This is a genomic window from Devosia sp. Root635 (assembly GCF_001427605.1).
GTDB lineage: Bacteria > Pseudomonadota > Alphaproteobacteria > Rhizobiales > Devosiaceae > Devosia.
In genome coordinates this window covers 52,600-74,241 of the sequence record NZ_LMGZ01000004.1, presented here as the reverse complement: position 1 = coordinate 74,241, position 21,642 = coordinate 52,600, and the positions used below count along the sequence as shown (strand labels likewise).

The window sequence follows — 21,642 nt, the reverse complement described above, 5'->3', positions numbered from 1 at the left end:
CAGAAATCGTGCGAAGCAGGAATCACTCGCGCGCCTGGGCCTTCGGCGCCGCCCTGGCCATGCTCCCGCTGCCATTTGGCCCCTCGGCCTCGGCCGACGACGCCCAGCCCGTGTCCGGTGCCGAAATATTGATTGCCGCGGAAACGTTGTCCAACTGGGGCGAAGAACGCGATGATCCGCTACTGCTGATGTCCGCCGCACGGCTTCTCGTACTTTCGGGTGCCACGCTGGAGGCCGACGATCCCTGGGGTGTTATGGCCCTGCTCGACGCCGCCGGCCTTGCCACGGCCAACGAAATCGCGCGCCTTCAGGCCCAGCCCCGCGGCACCCTTGCCGGCCCGACACGCCACGAAGTCCAGCTTCCGCCGGGCCAGGCGGAGCATTTCGAACTTACCTTCGCCGCCAACGAACAGGCCATGGTCGAAGTTCGCCTGCGCGGCACCTCGCAAGGCGCCGATGTCGATCTTCTGGTCACGGACGGCAAAGGCGCGCTTCTGGCCAGCGATGAAGGCCCGACCACCGGGACGGTCGGCTATGGCGCCTATGTCGAATGGCTCCCTGCCGCCTGCGATGCCGTCACGGTCACGGTCGTAAATCAGGGGACCGCACCGGCAACCATCGTCTTCCTCGCGCCACCGGCACAGGAGAGCACTTGTGCGCCCTAGCGGCCTGCTCGGCGTGCTGCTTTTTACGAGCATGCTCGTCACCGGCGCGCTGTCGCAGCCGGCGGGCTCCGCGCGCCTCCTCCTCGACAAGGCGGAAGCAGCCCTCGCGGCCGGCGAGATTGTCGTGGCGGAACAAGGCTTTGCCGACGCCATGGCTCAGGTGGAAGGTAGCCCGACGGAGCTGGTCGAGGCTCGCAACGGCCTCGCCAGTATCCTGCGCCTGCGCGGCAATGCCGAAGAGGCCGTGCCCCTCTATCTCGACAATCTGAGACTTCTGGAAGCCGCGTACGGTCCCGAGGCTCCCGAAACGATCCGGGCGCTCGGTCTTTATGGCGTCGTCCTCGGCGAGCTTGGCAACGAGCCCCAGTCGAGCCGCATCGCCGAGCGGGTCCATGCTCTCACCCTGGAGCTGCTCGGTCCGGACCATGCCGATACGCTCGCTGCGCTCTCCAACCTTGTCGCGGCCCGCTACTATAGCAACGACCTCGCGGCGGCGGAAACCCTGCAGCGGCAAGTCCTCGCCGGCTGGGTCCAGGCCTTTGGCGAAACCGATCCGGGCACCATCGAGGCGCAGCGCAACCTCGCCGTCATCCTCGAAGAAGCCGACCAGCTCGAAGAGGCCGCCATCGAATACACTGCGGCATTGGCGGCGGCCCGTCGGCACTTGCCCCGCAACCACCCCGTGGCGCTGCGCCTGGCCGCCAGCGCGGCGACCTTCATGAGCCGGCTGGATCGAACGGATATCTCCCTGGTGATCCTCGAAAACAATATCGCTGCCATTGCGAAAACCTTCGGCCCAAATTCCGACATCACCCGCTCCGCCATGGGCGACCTGGCGACGGCACGGCTTCTGCAAGGCGAGCAGCCGCTCGATGTTCTCTCGACCTTCGACCGCCTGGTGACGGATCAACTCGATTCGATTTATCGGCGCCCCGAAGGCGCCCAGAGCGAGCGGCCGGGCATCCCCTACCAGATTGCCGAGGCCGCCTGGCTGGCTGACGCGGCCGCCATGGTCGCCATCCGCGCCCTTGGTCCAGATCCGGCAATACTCGACGTCGGATTCCGTGCCGCCCAGGCCCCTGCCCTGGGTCTGACGGCATTGGCCACCAATCGGGCGAGCATGGTGGCCGTCGCCGATCGCGTCGGCGCCGCCGACCTGGTTGCGGCCTGGGAGAGCGCCTCGCGCCGGCTCGCCGAAGCGGACGTCCAGCTCAGCCGCCTTGCCGCCACACGTTATGCTCCCGATACGGGCATGGCCTTGCCGCTCGCCGCCATGGTGGCACAGCGCCAGACGGACGAGGCCGAACTTGCGGCTGTCGAAGCCGAACTGTCAAACCGTTTCCCGGCGGTGCTGGACATGATCTCGCCCCGGCCCGTCACGATCTCCGAGCTGCAGGGCCAGGACGGTCTGGGCCCGGACGACGTCGTGGTGCTGTTGTCGCCAAGTCGTTTTCCCGGAGACGCAACGGGCCCCGGCCGGGTCTGGGCCGTCACACACGACAATGTCGCCTGGGCCGATATTCCCATGAGCACCACGGAGCTGGCCGATGCGGTCGCGCGCCTGCATGCCCTCCTCTCGCGCCCAGTCGCTCCCGGCGCGATCACCATCGCATCGCGCGCGCCCCTCGATCCGCTTGCCGACCAGGCTCCGGCGATGGCGGTCCGCGCCTATGACGGCGACCTCGCCTTTCGGCTGTATTCGGCCCTGTTCGGCGCACCCGACATCGCGGCGCTGCTGCAGGAAAAGCCAAACTGGATCGTGGCGCCGCAAGGCAGTCTCCTCAGCCTCTCCTTCGCCGCCCTCCTTACTCAGGCGCCGCAGGTTGCGCTCGACACGGCCGCCGCGCTGCGCTCCGCCCGTTGGCTCGGCCTTGAGCGCAACATTGCCGTCGTGCCATCGCTCACCAACGTTCGCCAGGTTGCTGCCCAACGGAGTAAATCCAAGGGCGGGCGCAGTACCTATATCGGGCTGGGAGACCCGCAATTCGGCGCCGAACCGGCCTCGGTCTCTCCCTCGGACGATCCCCGTTTGCTTGAAGCGGCGGCCCGTGGGGAGGCCGTGCGCGCGCTGCCGCGCCTGCCGGGCACGCGAACCGAGATCGAGGCGCTGGCCGGTCTGTTCGGTACGTCGTCGCGGACATTGCTCGGCACCGACGCCAGCGAGGCAAATTTGCGGGCACTGAATGCCGATGGCAGCCTGGCGCAGGTGGACATCCTGCACTTCGCCACCCATGGCCTCCTCGCCGGCAGCCTGCCCGCCCTTGGTGAGCCGGCACTGGCCCTGACGCCCTCGGACTCCGGAAACGATGGGGACGACGGGCTCCTCACCAGTTCCGAGATCGCCGGGCTCACCCTGCGCGTTGACTGGGTGATCCTCTCGGCCTGCGACACCGCCGCCGGCGCCACGCCCGATGCCGAGGGCCTGTCGGGGCTGGCGCGGGCCTTTTTCTATGCGGGCGCCCGCTCGATGCTGGTTTCGCACTGGGTCGTGCAGGACGACATCGCCGCCCGGCTCATTCGCGATACGGTCGCTGGGACGACCACAGGCGGCCTCGCCAGGCCGGCGGCCCTGCGCCTCGCCATGAGCGCGATCGTGGCCGATACCTCGCGCGACGCCATGACCCTGCCCCTGTCGCATCCCGCCATGTGGGCGCCGTTCCAGTTGGTCGGCGCCGACTGAGTATCTGATCCTACCGCCAGGAGTCGCTGGTGGTAAAACTGGCGCCGATACTGGTGGCATCGGCCGGCATGCTGGCAGATCCGCCAGCGATCGAGGCCTCAATGATGGCCGCGCGTTCCGTACTCTGTGCAGGCAGAAAGGCCGCTTGGGCGCCGTTCCTCAGGCCGTCGAGACCATGGCGGTACCATTGCAAGGCACGTTCCTGGTTACCGGCGAGTCCAAAACCGAGGCGGATGTGGTGCCCGAATATCTCGGCATAGGCCGCGTTGCCGCTGGCCAGCATGACGCCGGCGGCCGCCAGCGCCATCTCCGCGTCGTCCTTGCGATAGGCGGTCCCCAGGCAGATCTCGCCCATCTGCCGCTGACGCTCCGGCGCAACGCCGATATCCCTTACCCTGGCGGTCGCCTTTGCCACGACTGCGTCCGGCCCGGCATTGCCCGCCATTGCCACCACATTGCGCATGTCGGCAACCAGGCTGGCGCACAGGCCGGCAAGGTCCTGTCCAGCGGCCGCCTGTGTGCCGAGGAGGATGGCATAGTCGCGGGCGGCACAAAATTGCTCGTCGAGCGCCAGAGCCGGATCGCCGATATCGTCTGCCCGCATCCGGCCGCCGTTGGCACTCGTCAGCATGCCGGTCAAAGCACAATGATCGGCCATGGAGGCGGCCGGGGCCGTGGTCGGCAGGGTGGGCAGTGGCCATTCCGGCGCCGGGTGGGGCTGCTGTGTCGGAGCGGGCACACTTCTGGTCTGGCGGTAGTAGAGGTCAAGCTCCGCCTGCCTCGCGCCATGGTCCTGCATGCCCTGCTGTTCTGCTCGTTGCCGCGCCGTCGTCAAGGCCAATCGTTCGGCATCGCCCAATACACCTGTCACAGGCAGCGCGAAACGACCCTGGAAGCGCTGGATTGCGCCCGCGGTCTTCTGGCCCGAAAAACCATCCGCCGGGCCCGGATCAAAACCGAAATAGGCCAGCGCGGTTTGGTCAGCCATCACGATCGGATTGGGCAATGGGCTCGGCACACGGACCGCTGGCCCCGAATTCGTGCCCGATCCGGATGTGGTCGGGCGAGGCGTCGGCGCGTTGTTTCCGCACCGGTCGGTCGTTGCGCAGGTGAGAAGGATGTCGAAGGTGGTTTCAATGCCCTTCTGCACGAAAAGCTCGCCGGGGCTGAAGGCGATGGCGGGCTGTGGGACCAAAAGAGCCGCAAGGGCAATGGCGGAAAGAAAAGGCATCCTGGTCATGCGTGCTTCTCCGAGGTGAACCAGATCTGATCGATGACTGGATGCTAGCCCTTGCCCGCCAAAACTGCCCTTGACATTGCGTGTAATCGGCGGCCTTCAGGCCGGTACAAATGCAAATGGCGGCCGAGGGGCCGCCATTGCGTCGATCGTCGTCGTCTGGTCGCCTCAGTTCGCCGCGGTCATGGCCGGGAACTGCAAGCTGACATCGGTCGCGCCGGGGAGCGCGGTGCCGGCAGCAGTCGTAAAGTCGAGCGCATTGCGCATCACCGCCGCGCGTTCGGCGCTCTGAGTGGGCAGGAAGGCTGGTTCCTGGCCGCCGTCGAGAGCACCCAGAGCATGGCCATACCAGTCGCGGGCAGCATCGGCATTGGCCGTTGTGCCAAAACCCTTGCGCAGGTGATGGCCGAACATTTCGCCATAGGTACCGCGGCCGGCGCCAACCAGAACCGTGGTCGAAGCAACGGCGATGGCCGCGTCGTCGATGCGATAGCCGAGACCGAGGCAAATTTCGCCGGTGGCGATCAACTGATCGTTCGGCATGCCGAAGGTGCGGACAAATTCAGCAGCACCGGCGGTCAGCTCGGCGGCCGGGGTTTCACCCAGCCTGGCAACCTGGGCCGCCATCACGCCGACGAGACCCTCGCACTGCAATTGCAGGTCAGCATCGGAAACGCCATGGATTTCGGCGGAAAGCTGCTGCGTACGCGAAATTGCATACTCACGGGCGAAGCAGAACTGCTCGTTGAGCGCAAATTGCGGATCGGTGATCGAGTTGGCGGTGACCGGGCTGCCATTGGCTCGGGTCAGCAGGTTGATTTCGCTGCAGAACTGCGTCATCGACACGTCGACCGGCTTGGACGCGAAGGTCGGCATGGTGGGCGCTGCCGCCTGTGGCGTGGGCGTCGTACCCTGAGCGGCCGCCTGCACCACCGGCGGGGCCGCCGGGCGCGCGCTGGGGTCGAAAGGCAGGCCCTGTGCTTCGCGCTGAATGCCGCGCAGCAGGCCTCGTTGACCTTCGGCGGCCACTACATTCGGATACTGGCCGGCAAGGCCGGACATGGCGCGCTGGTATCCCGAAATCAGCGTCGAGCGCTCATAGTCGGTCAGCGCCCCGGTCACGGGGTAGCCCATATAGCCCTGGTAGGTGGAAATGGCGTTGCGCGTCTTGCTGCCGGACAAGCCGTCGGCGGTGCCGGCGGGGAAGCCGAAATAGTTGAGTGCCTGCTGGTCAGCCATGACGGTGGGATTGGGCTGCGCGCGCGGCGCGGCAGGCGCCTGCTGGCGCGGCGCGTTGTTCGCCGGCCGCTGGTTGCCGCAGCTTTGCGTCAGCGCACAGACGGCGATCACGGTGCCCACGCCTCGCACGAAATCTTCTAACTGCGCGACAGCCTGGGTTGGCTGGATGACCGGCAACACGGCCATGATCGCCAATATTGCACCCCTGATAGCTTTCATAGCACTTATGCCCCATGTCAGTGTCCGGCCTGATCTTAGTATCCCATTGGCCAAACGCGGTCGTATAACAAATAATGTCACCGGAAACCAATATGGCTTCCTGAAATGACAGAATGCTAGCGCACCTTTTCTGGTTCAGGGTATTGAAAATTGCAAGTAGCCCTAACAGTCCTGTGGACCCTTCCGGGCAATCCATGATCTTGACAGCATTGACTGGCGACCGGCCTGCAGCATCCCAAGCGAGGAGTGGCGAGGTTGCTGAAGGCTGCGAAATCGACGCCGGCATTCACCATATCGCCGAAATTGCCAAGGCCGGGCTTCGGCGCACGAAGCTTGGCAGGCCGCTTCGGCACCTGTCGGAGATGGGGGGTAGGCTAGTTCAGCAAGGGGGTCATGAAGCGGTTTTCACTTATGAGCCGGAAGGGGACGGCTTCGTGGCGGGCGACGCCCCTGTCCTTTATGTGGCCCTGTTCGATCAGGTCGATCATGGTGCAGAGATGGGCCGCCGAGGTGTGGCTGAGGGCGGTGACCGGGAACTGGCTGCGCATGGGTTCGTGGTAAATCTTGCGGACGTAGGAGCGTTCGGCGGGCACGCCCTGGTGGAAGCCGCGGACGCTGATGAAGATGACCACGACATCCTGGACCACATCGGGTACGCCGAAGCGCAGGACGGTGCGCAGTATGTCGCGACGGCGCTTGAGGCCGAGATCCTCGAACAGGAACCGTGCCAGGGTCAGGTGACCGGGATAGCGGATGGTGCGGAAGCTGAGATTGCGCACCTTGTGCTGGAGGGCGGCGCAGAGGCTGCCGAGGCCACCGGCGGTGCTGAAGGCCTCGTAGGGACGGCCATTGAGCACGAAGCTCTCATATTGCTGCAGGGGTGCCGAACTGACCAACTGACCTTCCACGATGCCCTCGCACAGCCCGGTATATTCGGCGATGAGCCCATCGACATCCCAGGAGAGGCCGTAGCCGAAACCATTGGACGGATGCACCGGCAGGCCGCCGACGCGGACCACCATGTCGATGGGGCCTTCGAGCGCATCGACCAGTTCGGCGGCGAGGTTGGCGACCAGGCCCGGCGAGAGGCCGCAGCCGGGCAGGATGACCTTGCCGTGGCCGGAGACCGCGGCGAGATCGCTGACCGGGGCGATGTCCTCGGCGGTATCGACATAATGGGTGCCGGCCTCGATGGCCGCCGTGGCAATGGCTGCGGCGAGGCGCGTGGGTGCGGCATTGACGACGATATCGAAGCCGGCCAGGGCCTCGACGCAGTCCTTGCGCCGGGAGGCATCGAGATAGCGTGTGCGGAAGCCACGCCGGGAAGCATGGTCCAATGCCTCGCCCGTTATGTCGGCGATTTCCGCCTCATGTCCACCAAAGCTCGCCAACAGGCCCGCCACCGCCAGTCCGATACGGCCGCCGCCAATGATCAGGACCTTCATGTTATGCTCCGATCAGGCGTTGAACCGGCCAAGGAAAGCCTGCAGCCGTTCGCTGGCGGGGTGGCGGATGACGCTTTCGGCCGTGCCGAGTTCGGCAATGACGCCGCCATCGATGAAGGCGACGCGGTCGGCCACGTCGGCGGCGAAGGCCATTTCGTGGGTGACGATGGCCATGGTCATGCCGTCCTGGGCGAGCAGGCGAATGACCTGGAGCACCTCGCCCACCAGCTCGGGGTCGAGCGCGCTGGTGACTTCGTCGAGCAGCAGCACATCGGGCCGCATGGCCAGCGCCCGGGCGATGGCGACGCGCTGCTTCTGGCCACCGGAGAGGTGGTTGGGATAAGCGTCGCGCTTGTCGAGCAGGCCCACCTTGCCGAGCAGTTCCAGCGCCCGCGCTTCGACCTCGGCGCGCGGCTCCTTGAGCACGGCGACGGGACCTTCGCAGATATTCTGCATCACGGTCTTGTGGGGGAAGAGGTTGAAATGCTGGAACACCATGCCGACGTGGCGGCGCAGCTCGCCGCAGCCGATATTGCCGTCGCGGGACTGGAAGCGGTTCTCGACGCGGCGGCCATTATAGGCAATCTCGCCGGTGGTGGGCACTTCGAGCAGGTTGAGGCAACGGATCAGCGTCGACTTGCCCGAGCCCGAGGGGCCGATAATGGCCAGCACCTCGCCGCGATGCAGATCGAGATCGACGCCCTTGATCACCCGCAGCTTGTTGTAGCTTTTCTCCAGGCCCCTGACGGTCAGGACCGGCTCGGCATCGGTCGGGGGCATGGTCGCTTCTCCTGAAATTGCTGGCGCGTCCATCAGTCACTCACCCGCATGCGATGTTCGACATAGTCGGCGGCCTGGGTCATGGGGAACAGGACCACGAAATACAGCAGGGCGACGACGGTGAAGGCTTCGAGCGGGCGGTAGGTCTGCCCGTTGACGACGGCGGCCATGTAGGCCAGCTCGCCCACCGAAATCACCGAGATCAGCGAGGTATTCTTGAACTGGATGACCGACTGGTTGATGAAGGAGGGCAGCACCCGCTTGAAGGCCTGCGGAATGACGATGCGCCACATGACCTGGCGGTCGGACATGGCGATGGCCTTGGCGGCTTCGGTCTGGCCCTTGTCGATGGACAGGATGCCGCCGCGGAAAATCTCGGAATAGAACGAGCCGGCATAGAGCGACAAGGTGAGCATCGCCGCGACATAGTTCTCGATGGTCACGCCGATCAGCAAGGGCAGCGCGTAGTAGAACCACATGAGCTGCACCAGCAGCGGGGTGCAGCGGAACACTTCCTGGTAGGCCCGCGCCAGCCCGCTGATGACGCGGAACGGGGATAGGCGGCCGAAGCAGATGATCATGCCGATGACGACGCCAACGACGATGGAGCCGAGCGTATAGGCAAAGGTCAGCCATAGCCCCCAGGCAAACAGGTCCCAATACTGCAGGACGGTGCTGAAATCCCACTTATATGGCATCGCGTATCCTCTGGAGAGTCGGCCGGGGCGTGTTTCGCCCCGGCCGTAGCGGACTAACCGCCAAGATCGAAATTGTCGGGCAGGTCGTCGAGCCCGATCTCGAACGGCGCCAGGCCGTTGACGATCCAGGTCTGGTTGTTGCCGACGCGGCGATTGTAGTCGGCCCAGGCCGAGATGAAGGACTTGAATTGCTCATCGGCATTGTAGTTGATGCCGATGACCGAGGGCGAGGACAGCACCGGCTGGGGCACATAGACCTGGCCGAGAGCAGCGTTGCGCTTGACCATCACCACCGAGTTGAGGACCGTGTTGACGATGGCATCGGCCTTGCCGCTGGCAACGGCCAGGATGGCTTCGTCACGGGTCTTGAAGCGTAGCACGTTGGCCTTGGGCAGGTATTGTTGGGTGATCAAATCCTGCGAAGAGCCCAAATCCACCGCCAGGGTTATCGACGGATCGTTGAGCGAGGCCCAGGTGGCCGAAGCCAGTTCGGGCTTGGGCGAGACGATGACGAAGCTGTTGTAATAGGTCGGGGCCGAGAACGAGATGGCCAAAGCGCGCGACGGCAGGGCGGTCAGCGCCAGGGCGATATCGGCCTTGCCGGACTGCACGTCGAGGATCGAATTGGCCCAGGTGCTTTCGACTACTTCGAGCTCGACGCCCAATGTGGTGGCGATATCGGAGGCCATGTCGATCACGAAGCCGCGCCATTCGCCGGTGCGCGGATCCTTGTTGAAATAGGGATCCTCGTTGAGGATGGCGGGGACGCGCAGAACGCCGCGCTCCTTGATCTGGTCGATCGTGCTTTGCTGGGCGACGGCCGGCGCGGCGGCGACGCCCATCGCCACGCACGCGGCGGCGATTATGGTAATCAGTCGTTTCATCATCTTCTCCCTCTGATGCTGGTGGCAATGGTCATGGCTGACCAAACTTCCGGTATTCAGAGTGCAGGTGCGTCCGGGCTGCATCAATGCAAACGGACAGTCCGCACTTGTGGCATTTCTTGGAAGAGTCCTGGCTCATTTATTTGCCCTGGCGAACTCTTCCAGCGCCGCGGCCAGCGTGGTGCGGCTGGCGGCTGCGAGCGGGGCCAGCGGCGCACGCACCGTGCCGGCCATCTGGTGGCGCAGGGCCAGGGCCTCCTTTACGGGCACCGGGTTGCCCTCGATGAACAAAGCCTTGGCGAGCGCAAAAATCCGGTCATGCAGGGCCAAGGCGGTGGCGTGGTCGCCGCGATGCCAGGCGGCGACCAGGGCCACCATTTCCTCGGGCGCGTAATTGGAGACGACGCTGGTGACGCCCAGCGCACCCAGCGCCATGAAGGGCAGAGCCAGGGCATCGTCGCCGGAATGGAGGACGAAATCGGGGCCGCAGGCGGCTCGCAGATCGCTGATGCGTTCGGACCGGCCGCCGGCCTCCTTGATGCCGAAGATATGGCCATGACGGGCATGGAGGCGCGCCGCGGTTTCGGGGGCAATCTCGACACCGCAGCGCCCGGGCACGCTGTAGAGCATGATGGGCAGGCCGATGGCGGTGGCGACGGCATCGTAGTGGCGCTCGAGGCCGGCCTGGCTGGGGCGGTTGTAATAGGGCGTGACGACGAGACAGCCATCGGCACCGGCTGCTTCGCAGGCCTTGGCGGCCTCAATGGCGTGTTCGGTACTGTTGGAGCCTGCACCGGCCAGCACGAAGGCGCGGCCGGCGGCCAGCTTGACGGTGCGGGCGACCAGGGCGGCGGCTTCGTCGGTTGACAGGGTCGCCGCTTCGCCCGTGGTGCCGACGGGGACGAGGCCCTTGATGCCGGCGGCAAGCTGGGATTCGACCAGGCGGTCGAAGGCCGGGTAGTCGATGCCGTTTTCATCGAAGGGCGTCACCAGGGCGGTGAAGACGCCGGTGAAGGCGGTGGTCAAATTCATTGTCGCGGCCTTTGCAGCAAGGGGTCAGAGGTCGAAGGCGTCGTGACGGCCGGGGCCGAGGCCCGATTCGACCAGTTGAATGGCGGCAGCCAGGGCGCCGCGGGCATAAGCGGCGATGGTTTCGACCGAGAAGATGAAGCGCATCTCGGAATCGCCGAGGTCGAAGCGCACTTCGTTGATGCCGACGGTGTCGCCGACACGATGGACGTGGATTTCTGGCTCCGGAGGGCTGGCACCGGCGGTGGTTGCCTGCGCCTCATGCAGGATGCGGGCCAGCAGAAGCGAGGTGCCCGAGGGCGCGCGCTTCTTGCGGCGATGATAGGTTTCCTCGATGGCGATGCCGGCGCCGGGATGGGCGGCGGCGAACTGGCGGGCGTTGCGGGCGAAGGCAGTGAAGCCCAGGGCGAAGTTGGCGCCAGTGAGAATAGGGCGATAGCGGGCGGCGGCGTTGATTTCGGCCAGGTCGGCATCGGCAAAGCCGGTGGTGCCGATGACAATGGGCACGGGGCGCTGGCCGGCCATGCGCTGCAGGTAAAGGCTGCCCGATGGCGAGGAGAAATCGATGATAGCGTCGCAATGGGCGTTGATGGCGGCTTCGGCCGGCCGGTATTCGATGACGGTATTGCCGACCTGACGGCCGATCCAGGGTGAGCCGGGCGACACATGCGCGGCGGCCAGTTCCAGGCCCGGATCGGTGAGGATGGCTTCGACCAGGCGGGTGCCGACCCGGCCGGAGGCTCCGAAAACTGCGATGCGCATAGTGTGCCCTCCCCTAGTCGATGACGACCTTGGTTTCGCTCATTTCGCGCAGCGCGATGCGCACGCCTTCGCGGCCGAGGCCGCTGCTCTTGATGCCACCGAAGGGGACATGTTCGGCGCGGAAATCGGGGCCTTAATTGATCATTACGCCACCGACGCGGAGTTCGCGCGAGAAGCGCTTGAGCACGGCGTGATCGTTGCTGAAGACGCCGGCCTGCAAGCCATGGGCGCCGGCATTGACCTCGGCAATGGCGGCGCCGACATCGGTGAAGCGGCGGACCGAAATGACCGGGCCGAAGGTTTCCTGGGCAAAGAGATCGCTGTCGGGGGGCACGTCGGCGATGACTGATGGCGCCAGCATGGCCCCCTGCCCCGTGCCACCGGCGAGCAGGCGGGCGCCGGAGGCTGTTGCGGCCTCCATGCGCGCGCGGACCTGCGTGGCCGATTGTGCGTCGATGACCGGGCCCATCTGGGTGGCGGGATCGAGTGGATCGCCATGGCGCACCGCCTTGGCGACTTCAACCACGGCGTCGAGCATGTCGTCGTGGATATCGGCATGGAGATAGAGCTTCTTGACGGCGGCGCAGCTCTGGCCGGCGATTTCGTAGCGCTGGGCGATGGTGGTGTTGATCGCGGCCGGCAGGTCGGCGTCGGGCATGACGAAGAGCGGGTCATTGCCGCCCAGTTCCATGAGGCAGCGGACGAGGCCGGCGGCATTCTTGAGGGCAAGGCCGGCGGCGGGGCCGCCGGTGAAGCTCAGCAGATCGATGGCGGTGCGGGCCAGGGTCAGGGCCTCGGCGGCGCCGCCATGCACGATCTGGAACAGGTGTCGGGGGAAGCCGGCTTCGAGGGCTAGTTCGGCGAGGCGCTGGGCCGCGAGTGGCGCCTTGGGGGACGGTTTGGCCACCACGGCATTGCCAGCGGCGATGGCGGGGCCGAGCTTGTGGCACAGCAGATTGAGCGGATAGTTGAAGGGCGTGATGGCGCCGACAACACCTGCCGGTTCATAGGTGATGACGGCCTGGCGATTGGCGCCGCCGGCGACAATGCCGCAATGGAGCACTTCGCCATCGAGAAAGGTGGCGGCATCGCCCGAGAGGCGCAGAGTGTTCTGGGCGCGCCGCACCTCATTGCGGGCCTCGGCAATGGTCTTGCCGACTTCTGCGCAGATGAGCTGGGCCAGCGATTCCGCCTCATTGGCGACGGCGGCGGCCAGGGCATTGAGCAGGTCGCGGCGCTGGGCGGGGGTGGAGAAGGCGAATTCGGCTTGCGCGACATGAGCGCCGAACACCGCATCGGCGATGGCGCCGGGACTGGCCAGCGCCACCTGACCCACCATGCGGCCGTCATAGGGCGAGGCGACGTCGATGCGGGTGCCGTCGTTTTTTTTGGCAAGCTGGGACAATGGGGACACGGCACTCACTCTGATGGGCTGGAAGGATGACGTTCGACGAAAGCCGAAACGGAAACGGGCTTGACCGGCCAGCGGCTGCCAACGATCTCGGCCACTTGCGGGGGCTGGCCGTCGCGCTGGCTGGCCACATAGGCGGCCACCCATTCGGCGCAGAAGCGGCCCTGACAGGCGCCCATGGCGAAGCGACCATTGAGCTTGATCTCGCGCGCAGAAACCCGGTCATCCGCCGCCAGCAGCGCGCGAAGCTGCCCGAGCGTACGCCCTTCGCAGCGGCAGATCACGGTGTCGTCGGGCAGTTGCGCCGCATCGCCGCCGGAATAGTCGAAGAGCGTATTGAGAGCCGATTGCGTGCGTCGTTCATGTTGCAGCGTGGCGGCAGAGCCCGCGCTATCGGAACCGGCCAGCCCCAGCTTTGCGAGCACGGCCTGCCCGGCCAGACGGCCATCGGCAATGGCGGCAACGCCGCCCAGCACTTCCCGGCAATCGCCGGCCAGCACGGTGAACGGGCCGGCGGGCGCGGCTGCGGTGCCGTTACCGTTGGGCAGCAGGCCATCATGCAGAGCCACCCGATCGACGACCAGCCGCCGTTCAAGGCCGATATTATCAACAATGGTGACCGACAGCCGATTGCCCGCCGGCGCGATCGAGCGGACCGACGCGCCGCGTTGCAGGCGTATGCCGGCCCGTATCAGCCTCGATAGATAGCCCGCAGCCTCCCAGAGATAGGCGGGGGCCCGGATCAGCCCGGCGACGGCGCGCAGCGATAGCGGACCGGTGCTGCGCTCCAGAACCGCGACGGGCGCCTTGCCGAGCGCGGTCAGTTGAGCAGCGACCGCGAGCAGCAGTGGGCCCGAGCCGGCGATCAATATGTCGCCTTCGGGCGCCCGGCCGGTGGATTTCATCATCACCTGCAAGCCACCGACAGTGACGACGCCGGGCAATTGCCACCCCGGCACGGGCGTCACGCGTTCAACGCCGCCCAATGCCAACACCAGCGCCGCCGGGCGGCGGGTGACAATGCGGCCGCTGGCGCGATCTTCAAGCAGCACGGCGCCGCTACCCTCGACGCCGGCAAACATGTGCCGGCAGAGAATTTCCACCGGGCTCATCGACAGGGCCTCGGCCAGAGTCCGCCAGCGTCGCCGCTGCGCCCTGGGCACGCGAAGGCGCCTTGCCGGATCGTCGGGCTGGCGATGAATTGCGCCACCGAGGCGGGGGCCCTGTTCGCAGAGCGTTACGTTGAGCCCGCCGCGCGCCATCTCCAGCGCCGCCGAGACGCCGGCCGGGCCACCGCCGATGACGAGAACCTCCATGCCGGTCATGGCAACACCGATGCGATGCGGGCGACCTGCAGGCCTTTGCGGGCCGGGGTGAGGCAGGCTTCCATCCGCGTGCCATCCACCGAGACGATGCAGGCCTGGCAGGCGCCGATGCCGCAGAAATAGCGGCCGGCGCTGCTGCCCTGGCCGGAACCGAAGGTGCGGATGCCGGCGCGATCGAGCGCCATGGCAATGGTTTCGTTGCTGGCGAAAGGGATCGCCATACCATCGAACAGGAAGGTCTGGCCGGCGCTGGTCATGCGGCCTCCGCCAGTGTCAGGCCGAAACGGCCGGCATCGAGCGCGGAGATATCGTGTTCCGGCTGCTGACCGCAGATCATCTGCTGGCACAAGTGCCCCATCAGCGGACCCAGGCAGATGCCGTCGCCCTCGAAGCCGGTGGCGACCCAGACATTGTCGGCGCCGCCGACGCGGCCGACGATCGGCATTCCATCGCGCGTCGCGGCGCGGACGCCGGCAAAGACGCGAATGACCCGGAGGTGGGCAAGCGAAGGGGAGAGCGCCACGGCATCGCGGAGCAGGCTGGCGATGACATCGGCATCGGCCACGTCCTTGTCGTCGCGGTCTTCCCGCGAGCCGCCGATGAGGAACTGGCCGGTTCTGAGGGGGTCGATGACGAGGCCGAGGGAGCGAGCCTCGGTCACGTTGCCGGCCGGATGACTGCCCTTGCTGACCAGATAGCGGCAGGACATCAGCGGTCCGGGAAAGCGCGGCGCGTCCCTGTCGGCCCGGTCGGTGACGATCAACTGTCCTTTGCGCGGGCGGATGAGATCGGGGCCGGCGAGGAATGCCATGGAGCCGAGTCCGGCCGCGAGCAGGACGGCGTCGAAGGACTCGATGCCCTGTTCGGTCACCACGCCGTCGACGCGTCCGCCGGCATGGTGCAGGCCAAGAATCCGGCAGTTTCGCCGGATGGTGAAGCCGCCGAGCCGGCGCAGGCGCTCGACCACGCGATAGCCGACGGCATGCCCCTCGCCCTGCACTTCCACCGCGGCCAGTGCGGCGGGAGCCGCGGCCCCGACCGTTTCGGCAAGGGCCCGGCCCTTGAGCAGTCGAACCGGTACGTCGGCGGCCTCAAGCTGGGCGGACTGGCTTTCTAGGACATCGAGTTCATCGGGTTGCGCGGCGACCATGAAGGTCGAGCGGGACATGAATTCGTCGGCCAGCACGCCGGTTTCCGCCAGGCGCTCGTAGAACCGAACGGCGGCTACCGCCAGCGTCATCAGCGGGCCCGGCTTCTTGCTGGCCACCGAAACGGCGCCATCGGCCGAGCCGGTGGCGCCCGACGCCACGACGCCGGAATCAAAGACCGTAACCTGCCAGCCGGCCCGCGACAGGAAGTGGGCCGCCGACATGCCGACAATGCCGGCGCCGATGATGGCTACAGACCCTGGGGAGCGAGGAGAAACGCTTGTCGATTGAGGCATTCGGGAACACGCGCTGGACGAGGTGCTTCACAATGGTCCGGGGGCGACGAAAGCGTCGATACAAATGAAACGGGGGTGAAGCGCAGCATTTTTGTAGACCTTTCGGCCTGCCCCGGCTTGCCCGCCTGCGGGCGGCCTCTATGATCTGCGCCAGGAGCCTGAACCATGGCCGAAATCAACCTGACGCTGATCCAGACCTTCTACCTCGTGGCGAGGCATGGGTCCTATTCGGCTGCGGCACGCGAGCTGAATCTGAGCTACCAATCGGCCGCCAATCACGTGCGTCGGCTGGAACAGCAGATGCATGAGCGGCTGGTGGAATCGGACCAGGGCGCCAAGAAAATCCGCCTGACGCCGCGCGGGGTTGCCCTCTACAACCTGCTCCATCCGGAGCTGGAAATCATGCTGGAGCGGCTATCGCTGGTGGTGGCCAGCCAGCGCCCGGTGCTGCGCATCGGCCTGCCGCAGGCGATTTTCTACTATCTCCTGCCTGCGGTGCTGGCCGAGTTCCATGCGCAGTTCCCCAATGTTGAGGTGATCGCCTATGAGCGCGACACCTCGCTGGCCGAGCTGGTCAAGAACGGGAGCCTCGATGTCTGCATCAACGAACGGTTCTTCGGCGACCCCGTGGTGCCGCAGAGCCTGCTCGGAACCTATCACCTGAACCTAGTCTATCCCCGAAGCTGGGGACCACCGCCACGGGCGGCCGACATTCCCGAATGGTCGCGCGGACGGCCGCTGGTCACCTATGAGCCGGGGCAGACATTGCGCAACATGGCAATGGATTTCCTGGCCAAGGGGGGCGGCCAGACCGAGGCCTCGACCTCTGCTTCGGGCAGTTCAAGCCTCAAGAAATGCGTGGAAAGCGGGCTGGGCTTCGCCATCATACCGGCGTGGTGCGTCGGGCCGGAGGACGTTGACCTGGTGCAGGTCAAGATCGACGTCATTCCGCCGGTGAAGGTCTATTTCGGGCAGGCGCTGTTCATGGCCAGGAACGTCTATGTGCGGGCATTGCAGGATCAGTGCCGGCTCAGCCTGATCGGCACGGCGCTCGAAGCATCCTAGCATGCCCGGTTGATTGTATCAGGAATGCTGATAGGCATTGCTGAACCGAATTGACCCTGGATCGTCCATGAGCCGCAACTTCCTCGTCATCGACCCCGAAGAAGGCATGGAAGTGCTCAAGGGGCTGGCATCGCCCGTCCGAGTGAGCATCCTCAAGCTCTTGCATATGCAGGGGGCGATGAACGGCAATGACATAGCCCGGCACCTCGATCTGCCACAGTCGACGGTATCGACCAATATCCAAGTCCTGGAAGGCGCGGGGCTGATCCGCACCGAGACGCAGAAGGCGCGCAAGGGCAGCCAGAAAATCTGCCATTCGCTGTTCGACGAAGTGCTGGTGATGTTCAAGGACGACATCAATCCGATGAAATCGAACACAATCGAGGTGGCGATGCCGATCGGGCTCTATACCAGTTGCGCGGTATCGGCGCCGTGCGGGCTGTGCTCGATCGACGGCATAATCGGCTTGCTGGACGTGCCGGATACGTTTCTCGATCCGGACCGGATGAAGGCCGGGCTGATCTGGTTCACGCGGGGCTATGTGGAATACCAGTTTCCCAACAATGCCAGGCTGAGCGGGAACACGATCGAGACGATGGAGTTCTCGATGGAGCTGAGCAGCGAGGTGCCCGGCACCTCGGCGGACTGGCCGAGCGACATTACGCTGGTAGTCAACGGCACCGAAATCGGTACCTGGACCAGCCCCGGCGACTTCGGGGACAAACGCGGCGTCTATACGCCGGACTGGTGGAAGCTCAAGGGCAGCCAATATGGCAAGCTCAAGAGCTGGCGGGTGACGGCCGATGGCAGCTATGTCGACGGGGTGAAAATCTCGTCGGTCTCGCTGGTGGATCTGGACCTGGACAACCACCACTCGATCCGGTTGCGGATCGGGGTGAAGGACGAGGCTAAACATCCGGGGGGCATCAATATTTTCGGACGCGGGTTTGGGAATTACGACCAGGAAATCATCATGCGGCTGCAGACGGAGCGGTAGGGCGGGTATGGTCTCACCACGACCACCGCGCGGCTCCTCCCCCTTGACGGGGGAGGTCGGGAGGGGTCGTGGTTTGGCCTAAATACCGGGGCTAAACATCCCCCCACCCTTGATCCTTCTCGCCTAAAATCGCTCCACTGGAGCGATTTTGCCTTCGGCCGGTTCGAAGCCCGCAAAGGGGGAGGGAGACGACTGAGGCATTTGCGGCTCGCCTCAAGAAAAAATCATATTTATTGCCGCCCTGCCCCTTGTGCGATCCGGTCAGTGTCATTTACAACCGTACAGCTGATATAAATCAGAAAAACGGGATTGGATGGGGGATAAAATGAAAGCTTCGGTCGTCGCGCACAGGGATTTCACGATCAGCAAGATCGATGACCGGGTCTATGGGGCCTTTCTCGAACATCTGGGGCGGGCAATCTACGAGGGCATCTATGAGCCCGACCATTCCACCGCCGACAAGAACGGCATGCGCGGCGATGTGGTCAAGCTGGTCAAGGATCTCAGTGTACCCGTGGTGCGCTACCCCGGGGGTAACTTTGTTTCCGCCTATAATTGGGAGGACGGTATCGGGCCACGCGACCGGCGTCCGACGCGGCTCGACCTGGCCTGGCATACGTCCGAGAGCAACGCGGTGGGCGTGCATGAATTCGCCGACTGGTGCGCGACGGTCGGCACGGAGATGATGCTGGCGGTAAACCTGGGGTCACGCGGCGTCGACGAGGCGCGGAACTTCCTCGAATATGTGAACCATCCCGGCGGCAGCTATTGGAGCGACCTGCGCATCAAGAACGGCCGCAAGGACCCCTGGAATGTCAAAATGTGGTGCCTGGGCAATGAGATGGACGGGCCGTGGCAGGTTGGCCACAAGGATGCGGCCGAGTATGGCAAGCTGGCCGCCAATACGGCGCGGGCCATGCGCATGTTCGACAAATCGCTGGAGCTGATCGTCTGCGGGTCATCCAATTCGGACATGGCGAGCTATCCCGACTGGGAGCGCATCGTGCTGGAGCATACCTATGATCATGTCGATCATATCAGCCTGCACATGTACTTTGCCAATCGCGAGAAGAACACGGCCAACTATCTGGCGCTGAACCATAAGCTGGATCGCTATATCGAGACGGTGGCCTCCACCATTTTGCAGGTGAAGGCCAAGCGGAAGAGCAAGCGGGACGTCACGATTTCATTCGATGAATGGAATGTCTGGTACCATTCCAACAAGCAGGACCGCGCCATTCTCGACGGCAATGGCGGCTGGCCGCATGCGCCGGGGCTTTTGGAAGACATCTACAATTTCGAAGACGTGCTGATGGTGGGGCTGATCCTCAACACCTTCATCCGCCGCTCGGACGTGGTGAAGATCGCCTGCATCGCGCAACTGGTGAATGTGATCGCCCCGATCATGACGGAAAAGGGCGGCCCGGCCTGGGCGCAGACGATCTATTACCCTTATTATTTCGCCTCGCGCTTCGGGCGGGGTACGGCGTTGAATCTCATCGTCAATTCGCCGGGCTATGACAGCATTCATCAGGACAATACGCCCTATGTGGACGTGTCAGGCGTGCATGACGAGGCGGACGGCGTACTGAGCTTTTTCCTGGTCAACCGGCATGGGACGGAGGCCATCGACGTGGCGCTGAGCCTGCAGGGCTTCGCCGGGGATAAGGTGATCGACCACCAGGTGATGACCCATAACGACCTGGAGGCGGTGAATACGGCGCGGAACCAGGCGGAAGTGGCGCCGCGAAAGGGCTCCGGCGCCCGGCTGGAGGGCGGATTGCTGAGCGTGACGCTGCCGCCCTATTCGTACCAGATGGTGCGTGTGAAGGTCTGAAACGGCTTCGCATCCAGGTCGAATTCGTTAGCGTACTGTTAGCATTTCGCGAGGGGTGCGCGTGAAAGTGCGGCGCTCGAACAGAAGCATCGCATGGTCCTTGTAGGTGGTGCTGGCATATTGGGCATAGCCGAGCTTGCCGGCCAGGCTGAGCGAGGCGGTGTTGGCGGGGTCGATCATGCAAACGGTGCGGGGCATGGACCGGTCGGCCCAGGCGAGAATGGCGGCGAGCGCTTCGCGGGCGAGGCCCCTGCCCTGATATTGCGGCAGCATGGCCCAGCCGGCTTCCGGCGTGTCGCCGAAGGACGGTGTGATATCGCGATGGAAGTTGGCGAGGCCGAATTCGCCGACCACGGCACCGGTGTCGCCGGTAGTGGCGAGGAAATAGCCATAGCCGAGCAATTGCCAGTGGCCGGCATGGCGCAGGATGCGGGACCATACTTCCTCGGGCGTATTGGGACGACCGCCGATGAACCTGACAACATCGGGGTCGGTCCAGAGGGTGCAGCAGGCCGGGAAATCGGCCGCGATGTGGGCGCGGAGGGTGAGGCGGGGCGTAGTGAGGGTCGGGGGCATGTCGTGCATCTCGTATGGTAGCGAGCCGGAGATACCCCACCCTGCTCGATTCAACGGACTTAGCTGAAGCTACGTCCTATCTCGCTTCCCTCCCATCAGGGGAGGTGAACTCCACTCTTATCCTACCCGCCGACCACGGCCGTTCTCGGCATGTCGGAGAGGATTTCGGCGGCGCCGTTGCGGATGATGACGATTTCCTCGAGGCGCAGGCCGAACTGGCCTTGCAGGTAAATGCCCGGCTCGATGGAAAAGACCATGCCGTCTTCCAGCACGGTATCGGAGGTCGCCGTTATGTAGGGGGTCTCGTGGATGTCGATGCCGAGGCCGTGGCCGGTGCGATGCAGGAAATTGGGGCCATAGCCGGCAGCGGCAATGACGTCGCGCGCCGCCTTGTCGACATCGCTGGCGCGGGCACCGGGCCTGGCGGCGGCGATGGCGGCGGTGACGGCGCGGTCGAGAATGGAGTGGATCTGGCCAAAGCCTTCGGGGGCGGAGCCGAGGAAGCCGACGCGGGTCATGTCGGAGGGATAGCCGTGGATGCGGGCGCCGGTATCGATGAGGACGGCGTCGCCGGGCTTGAGCCGGGTATCGCCGGTGTGGTGATGCGGGAAGGCGCCATTGGGGCCGAAGCAGACCGAGCAGAATTCGGTGGTGGCGCCATGGGCCTTGTAGAAGGCGCGGATGACGGTGGCGACGTCGCGCTCGGTGATGCCGGGGCGAAGGGCGGCGAAGCCGGCAGCCATGGCGGCGTCGTTGAGCACGGCGCTTTTCTTGAGGGCATCATATTCGGCCGCGTCCTTGCGGGAGCGAAGATAGCCGACCGTGTCCTGGGTGAAGCGGCGATGCGCGCCGGGCAGCGCATCGAGCGCCAGCAGGGCGAAATCGGCGCGCATGGTTTCATCGAGCACGATGGAGGGGCTGATGCGGGGAACACCCGATGCGTTGAGCAAATCCTGCAAGGCCGCGTCGGGACCATCGGCATCGGCCCAGGCAAAGAAGGGCAGATCGGTGTGCTGGCGGGCGCTGTCGACATTGAGCGCGGGCATGAGCAAGCCGGCATAGCTGGGCGAGACCATGAGCAGCACTGGGCGCTCATCACCGTGCGGCGAGAGATCGGCCAGGTAAAGCATGTGGCTGGAGGGGCCGATGACCACGAGATCGGTATGGGTTGCGGCCATGCGGGCGCGGAGATCGGCGAGGCGTTTGGTGAGGGTGGGATTCATGAGTGGCTCAAAACTGGACTGGTCGATGTTTCTATCATGGGGTCACTCCCGCGAAAGCGGAACCTCCGTTGCAATGCGGCAAAGTGAAACCGAGATTCCCGCGGTCGCGGGAATGACCTTGATGTC

The 21,642-nt window shown here is 65.1% G+C and carries 18 protein-coding genes and 1 pseudogene; 5 read left to right on the top strand and 14 right to left on the bottom strand.

Going from position 1 to position 21,642, the window contains the following annotated elements:
- Positions 1–8: 8 nt before the first annotated feature.
- Both ASD80_RS03510 and ASD80_RS03505 read left to right on the top strand, forming a co-directional pair.
- Entirely contained in the window at positions 9–665 is a 657-nt protein-coding gene (locus ASD80_RS03510; RefSeq protein WP_056229059.1) for a hypothetical protein, read from the top strand.
- Positions 655–3,345: a CHAT domain-containing tetratricopeptide repeat protein gene (locus tag ASD80_RS03505; protein ID WP_056229055.1), complete on the top strand. Its 2,691-nt coding sequence runs from the start codon at positions 655–657 to the stop codon at positions 3,343–3,345. Before ASD80_RS03510 ends, ASD80_RS03505 begins: the two co-directional genes overlap by 11 nt.
- Before the next feature lie 10 nt (positions 3,346–3,355).
- On the opposite strand, the gene ASD80_RS03500 is transcribed toward ASD80_RS03505, so the two are convergent.
- From ASD80_RS03500 to ASD80_RS03445, 12 genes and pseudogenes are all read right to left on the bottom strand, one after another.
- Positions 3,356–4,585, bottom strand: coding sequence for a peptidoglycan-binding domain-containing protein (locus tag ASD80_RS03500; RefSeq protein ID WP_056229052.1), 1,230 nt, complete (start codon positions 4,583–4,585; stop codon positions 3,356–3,358).
- A gap of 165 nt (positions 4,586–4,750) precedes the next feature.
- Positions 4,751–6,040 carry a peptidoglycan-binding domain-containing protein gene (locus ASD80_RS03495; protein WP_082555026.1) on the bottom strand — a complete coding sequence of 430 codons (1,290 nt, stop codon included), beginning with the start codon at positions 6,038–6,040 and terminating at the stop codon, positions 4,751–4,753.
- A gap of 374 nt (positions 6,041–6,414) precedes the next feature.
- Positions 6,415–7,485, bottom strand: coding sequence for a saccharopine dehydrogenase family protein (locus ASD80_RS03490; protein ID WP_056229046.1), 1,071 nt, complete (start codon positions 7,483–7,485; stop codon positions 6,415–6,417).
- Between the two features lie 12 nt (positions 7,486–7,497).
- Positions 7,498–8,265, bottom strand: coding sequence for an amino acid ABC transporter ATP-binding protein (locus ASD80_RS03485; RefSeq protein WP_056229043.1), 768 nt, complete (start codon positions 8,263–8,265; stop codon positions 7,498–7,500).
- 32 nt (positions 8,266–8,297) lie between these two features.
- The gene (locus tag ASD80_RS03480; protein ID WP_056229040.1) at positions 8,298–8,963 is read right to left on the bottom strand and encodes an amino acid ABC transporter permease; all 666 of its coding nucleotides are present in this window, start codon (positions 8,961–8,963) and stop codon (positions 8,298–8,300) included.
- Positions 8,964–9,016: 53 nt separating this feature from the next.
- On the bottom strand, positions 9,017–9,847 hold the full coding sequence (locus tag ASD80_RS03475) for a transporter substrate-binding domain-containing protein (protein ID WP_056229152.1): 831 nt from the start codon (positions 9,845–9,847) through the stop codon (positions 9,017–9,019).
- A 135-nt stretch (positions 9,848–9,982) separates the two neighbouring features.
- The gene (gene dapA, locus ASD80_RS03470; RefSeq protein ID WP_056229037.1) at positions 9,983–10,879 is read right to left on the bottom strand and encodes a 4-hydroxy-tetrahydrodipicolinate synthase; all 897 of its coding nucleotides are present in this window, start codon (positions 10,877–10,879) and stop codon (positions 9,983–9,985) included.
- Positions 10,880–10,903: 24 nt separating this feature from the next.
- Positions 10,904–11,638 carry a 4-hydroxy-tetrahydrodipicolinate reductase gene (locus ASD80_RS03465; protein ID WP_056229034.1) on the bottom strand — a complete coding sequence of 245 codons (735 nt, stop codon included), beginning with the start codon at positions 11,636–11,638 and terminating at the stop codon, positions 10,904–10,906.
- 13 nt (positions 11,639–11,651) lie between these two features.
- Positions 11,652–13,052 (bottom strand): annotated as a pseudogene (locus ASD80_RS03460) (aldehyde dehydrogenase family protein).
- Positions 13,053–13,057: 5 nt separating this feature from the next.
- A complete protein-coding gene (locus tag ASD80_RS03455) occupies positions 13,058–14,374 on the bottom strand; it encodes an FAD-dependent oxidoreductase (RefSeq protein ID WP_056229029.1) in 1,317 nt (438 codons plus the stop codon).
- The gene (locus ASD80_RS03450) at positions 14,371–14,631 is read right to left on the bottom strand and encodes a 2Fe-2S iron-sulfur cluster-binding protein (protein WP_056229027.1); all 261 of its coding nucleotides are present in this window, start codon (positions 14,629–14,631) and stop codon (positions 14,371–14,373) included. The genes ASD80_RS03455 and ASD80_RS03450 overlap by 4 nt, the downstream gene beginning before the upstream one ends.
- On the bottom strand, positions 14,628–15,818 hold the full coding sequence (locus tag ASD80_RS03445; protein ID WP_056229024.1) for an NAD(P)/FAD-dependent oxidoreductase: 1,191 nt from the start codon (positions 15,816–15,818) through the stop codon (positions 14,628–14,630). The genes ASD80_RS03450 and ASD80_RS03445 overlap by 4 nt, the downstream gene beginning before the upstream one ends.
- Positions 15,819–15,983: 165 nt before the next feature.
- On the opposite strand from ASD80_RS03445, the gene ASD80_RS03440 reads away from it, so the two are divergent.
- The 3 genes from ASD80_RS03440 to ASD80_RS03430 all read left to right on the top strand — a co-directional run bounded on the left by ASD80_RS03440 (position 15,984) and on the right by ASD80_RS03430 (position 19,717).
- Entirely contained in the window at positions 15,984–16,883 is a 900-nt protein-coding gene (locus tag ASD80_RS03440) for a LysR family transcriptional regulator (protein WP_056229020.1), read from the top strand.
- A 67-nt stretch (positions 16,884–16,950) separates the two neighbouring features.
- The gene (locus tag ASD80_RS03435) at positions 16,951–17,880 is read left to right on the top strand and encodes an ArsR/SmtB family transcription factor (protein WP_056229017.1); all 930 of its coding nucleotides are present in this window, start codon (positions 16,951–16,953) and stop codon (positions 17,878–17,880) included.
- Between the two features lie 325 nt (positions 17,881–18,205).
- The gene (locus ASD80_RS03430) at positions 18,206–19,717 is read left to right on the top strand and encodes an alpha-N-arabinofuranosidase (protein WP_056229016.1); all 1,512 of its coding nucleotides are present in this window, start codon (positions 18,206–18,208) and stop codon (positions 19,715–19,717) included.
- A 27-nt stretch (positions 19,718–19,744) separates the two neighbouring features.
- Here the strand turns inward: ASD80_RS03430 and ASD80_RS03425 are convergent, their stop codons facing one another.
- Positions 19,745–20,293: a GNAT family N-acetyltransferase gene (locus tag ASD80_RS03425; protein ID WP_244488930.1), complete on the bottom strand. Its 549-nt coding sequence runs from the start codon at positions 20,291–20,293 to the stop codon at positions 19,745–19,747.
- A gap of 122 nt (positions 20,294–20,415) precedes the next feature.
- Entirely contained in the window at positions 20,416–21,516 is a 1,101-nt protein-coding gene (locus ASD80_RS03420) for a M24 family metallopeptidase (protein ID WP_056229010.1), read from the bottom strand.
- Positions 21,517–21,642 lie beyond the last annotated feature (126 nt).

Coding starts and splice junctions, on each gene's coding strand:
- ASD80_RS03430 (WP_056229016.1), top strand. CDS start 18,206: ATGAAAGCTTCGGTCGTCGCGCACAGGGATTTCACGATCAGCAAGATC.
- ASD80_RS03490 (WP_056229046.1), bottom strand. CDS start 7,485: ATGAAGGTCCTGATCATTGGCGGCGGCCGTATCGGACTGGCGGTGGCG.
- ASD80_RS03495 (WP_082555026.1), bottom strand. CDS start 6,040: ATGAAAGCTATCAGGGGTGCAATATTGGCGATCATGGCCGTGTTGCCG.
- ASD80_RS03425 (WP_244488930.1), bottom strand. CDS start 20,293: ATGCCCCCGACCCTCACTACGCCCCGCCTCACCCTCCGCGCCCACATC.
- ASD80_RS03435 (WP_056229017.1), top strand. CDS start 16,951: ATGAGCCGCAACTTCCTCGTCATCGACCCCGAAGAAGGCATGGAAGTG.
- ASD80_RS03420 (WP_056229010.1), bottom strand. CDS start 21,516: ATGAATCCCACCCTCACCAAACGCCTCGCCGATCTCCGCGCCCGCATG.
- ASD80_RS03475 (WP_056229152.1), bottom strand. CDS start 9,847: ATGAAACGACTGATTACCATAATCGCCGCCGCGTGCGTGGCGATGGGC.
- dapA (WP_056229037.1), bottom strand. CDS start 10,879: ATGAATTTGACCACCGCCTTCACCGGCGTCTTCACCGCCCTGGTGACG.
- ASD80_RS03480 (WP_056229040.1), bottom strand. CDS start 8,963: ATGCCATATAAGTGGGATTTCAGCACCGTCCTGCAGTATTGGGACCTG.
- ASD80_RS03445 (WP_056229024.1), bottom strand. CDS start 15,818: ATGCCTCAATCGACAAGCGTTTCTCCTCGCTCCCCAGGGTCTGTAGCC.
- ASD80_RS03500 (WP_056229052.1), bottom strand. CDS start 4,585: ATGACCAGGATGCCTTTTCTTTCCGCCATTGCCCTTGCGGCTCTTTTG.
- ASD80_RS03485 (WP_056229043.1), bottom strand. CDS start 8,265: ATGCCCCCGACCGATGCCGAGCCGGTCCTGACCGTCAGGGGCCTGGAG.
- ASD80_RS03440 (WP_056229020.1), top strand. CDS start 15,984: ATGGCCGAAATCAACCTGACGCTGATCCAGACCTTCTACCTCGTGGCG.
- ASD80_RS03455 (WP_056229029.1), bottom strand. CDS start 14,374: ATGACCGGCATGGAGGTTCTCGTCATCGGCGGTGGCCCGGCCGGCGTC.
- ASD80_RS03465 (WP_056229034.1), bottom strand. CDS start 11,638: ATGCGCATCGCAGTTTTCGGAGCCTCCGGCCGGGTCGGCACCCGCCTG.
- ASD80_RS03450 (WP_056229027.1), bottom strand. CDS start 14,631: ATGACCAGCGCCGGCCAGACCTTCCTGTTCGATGGTATGGCGATCCCT.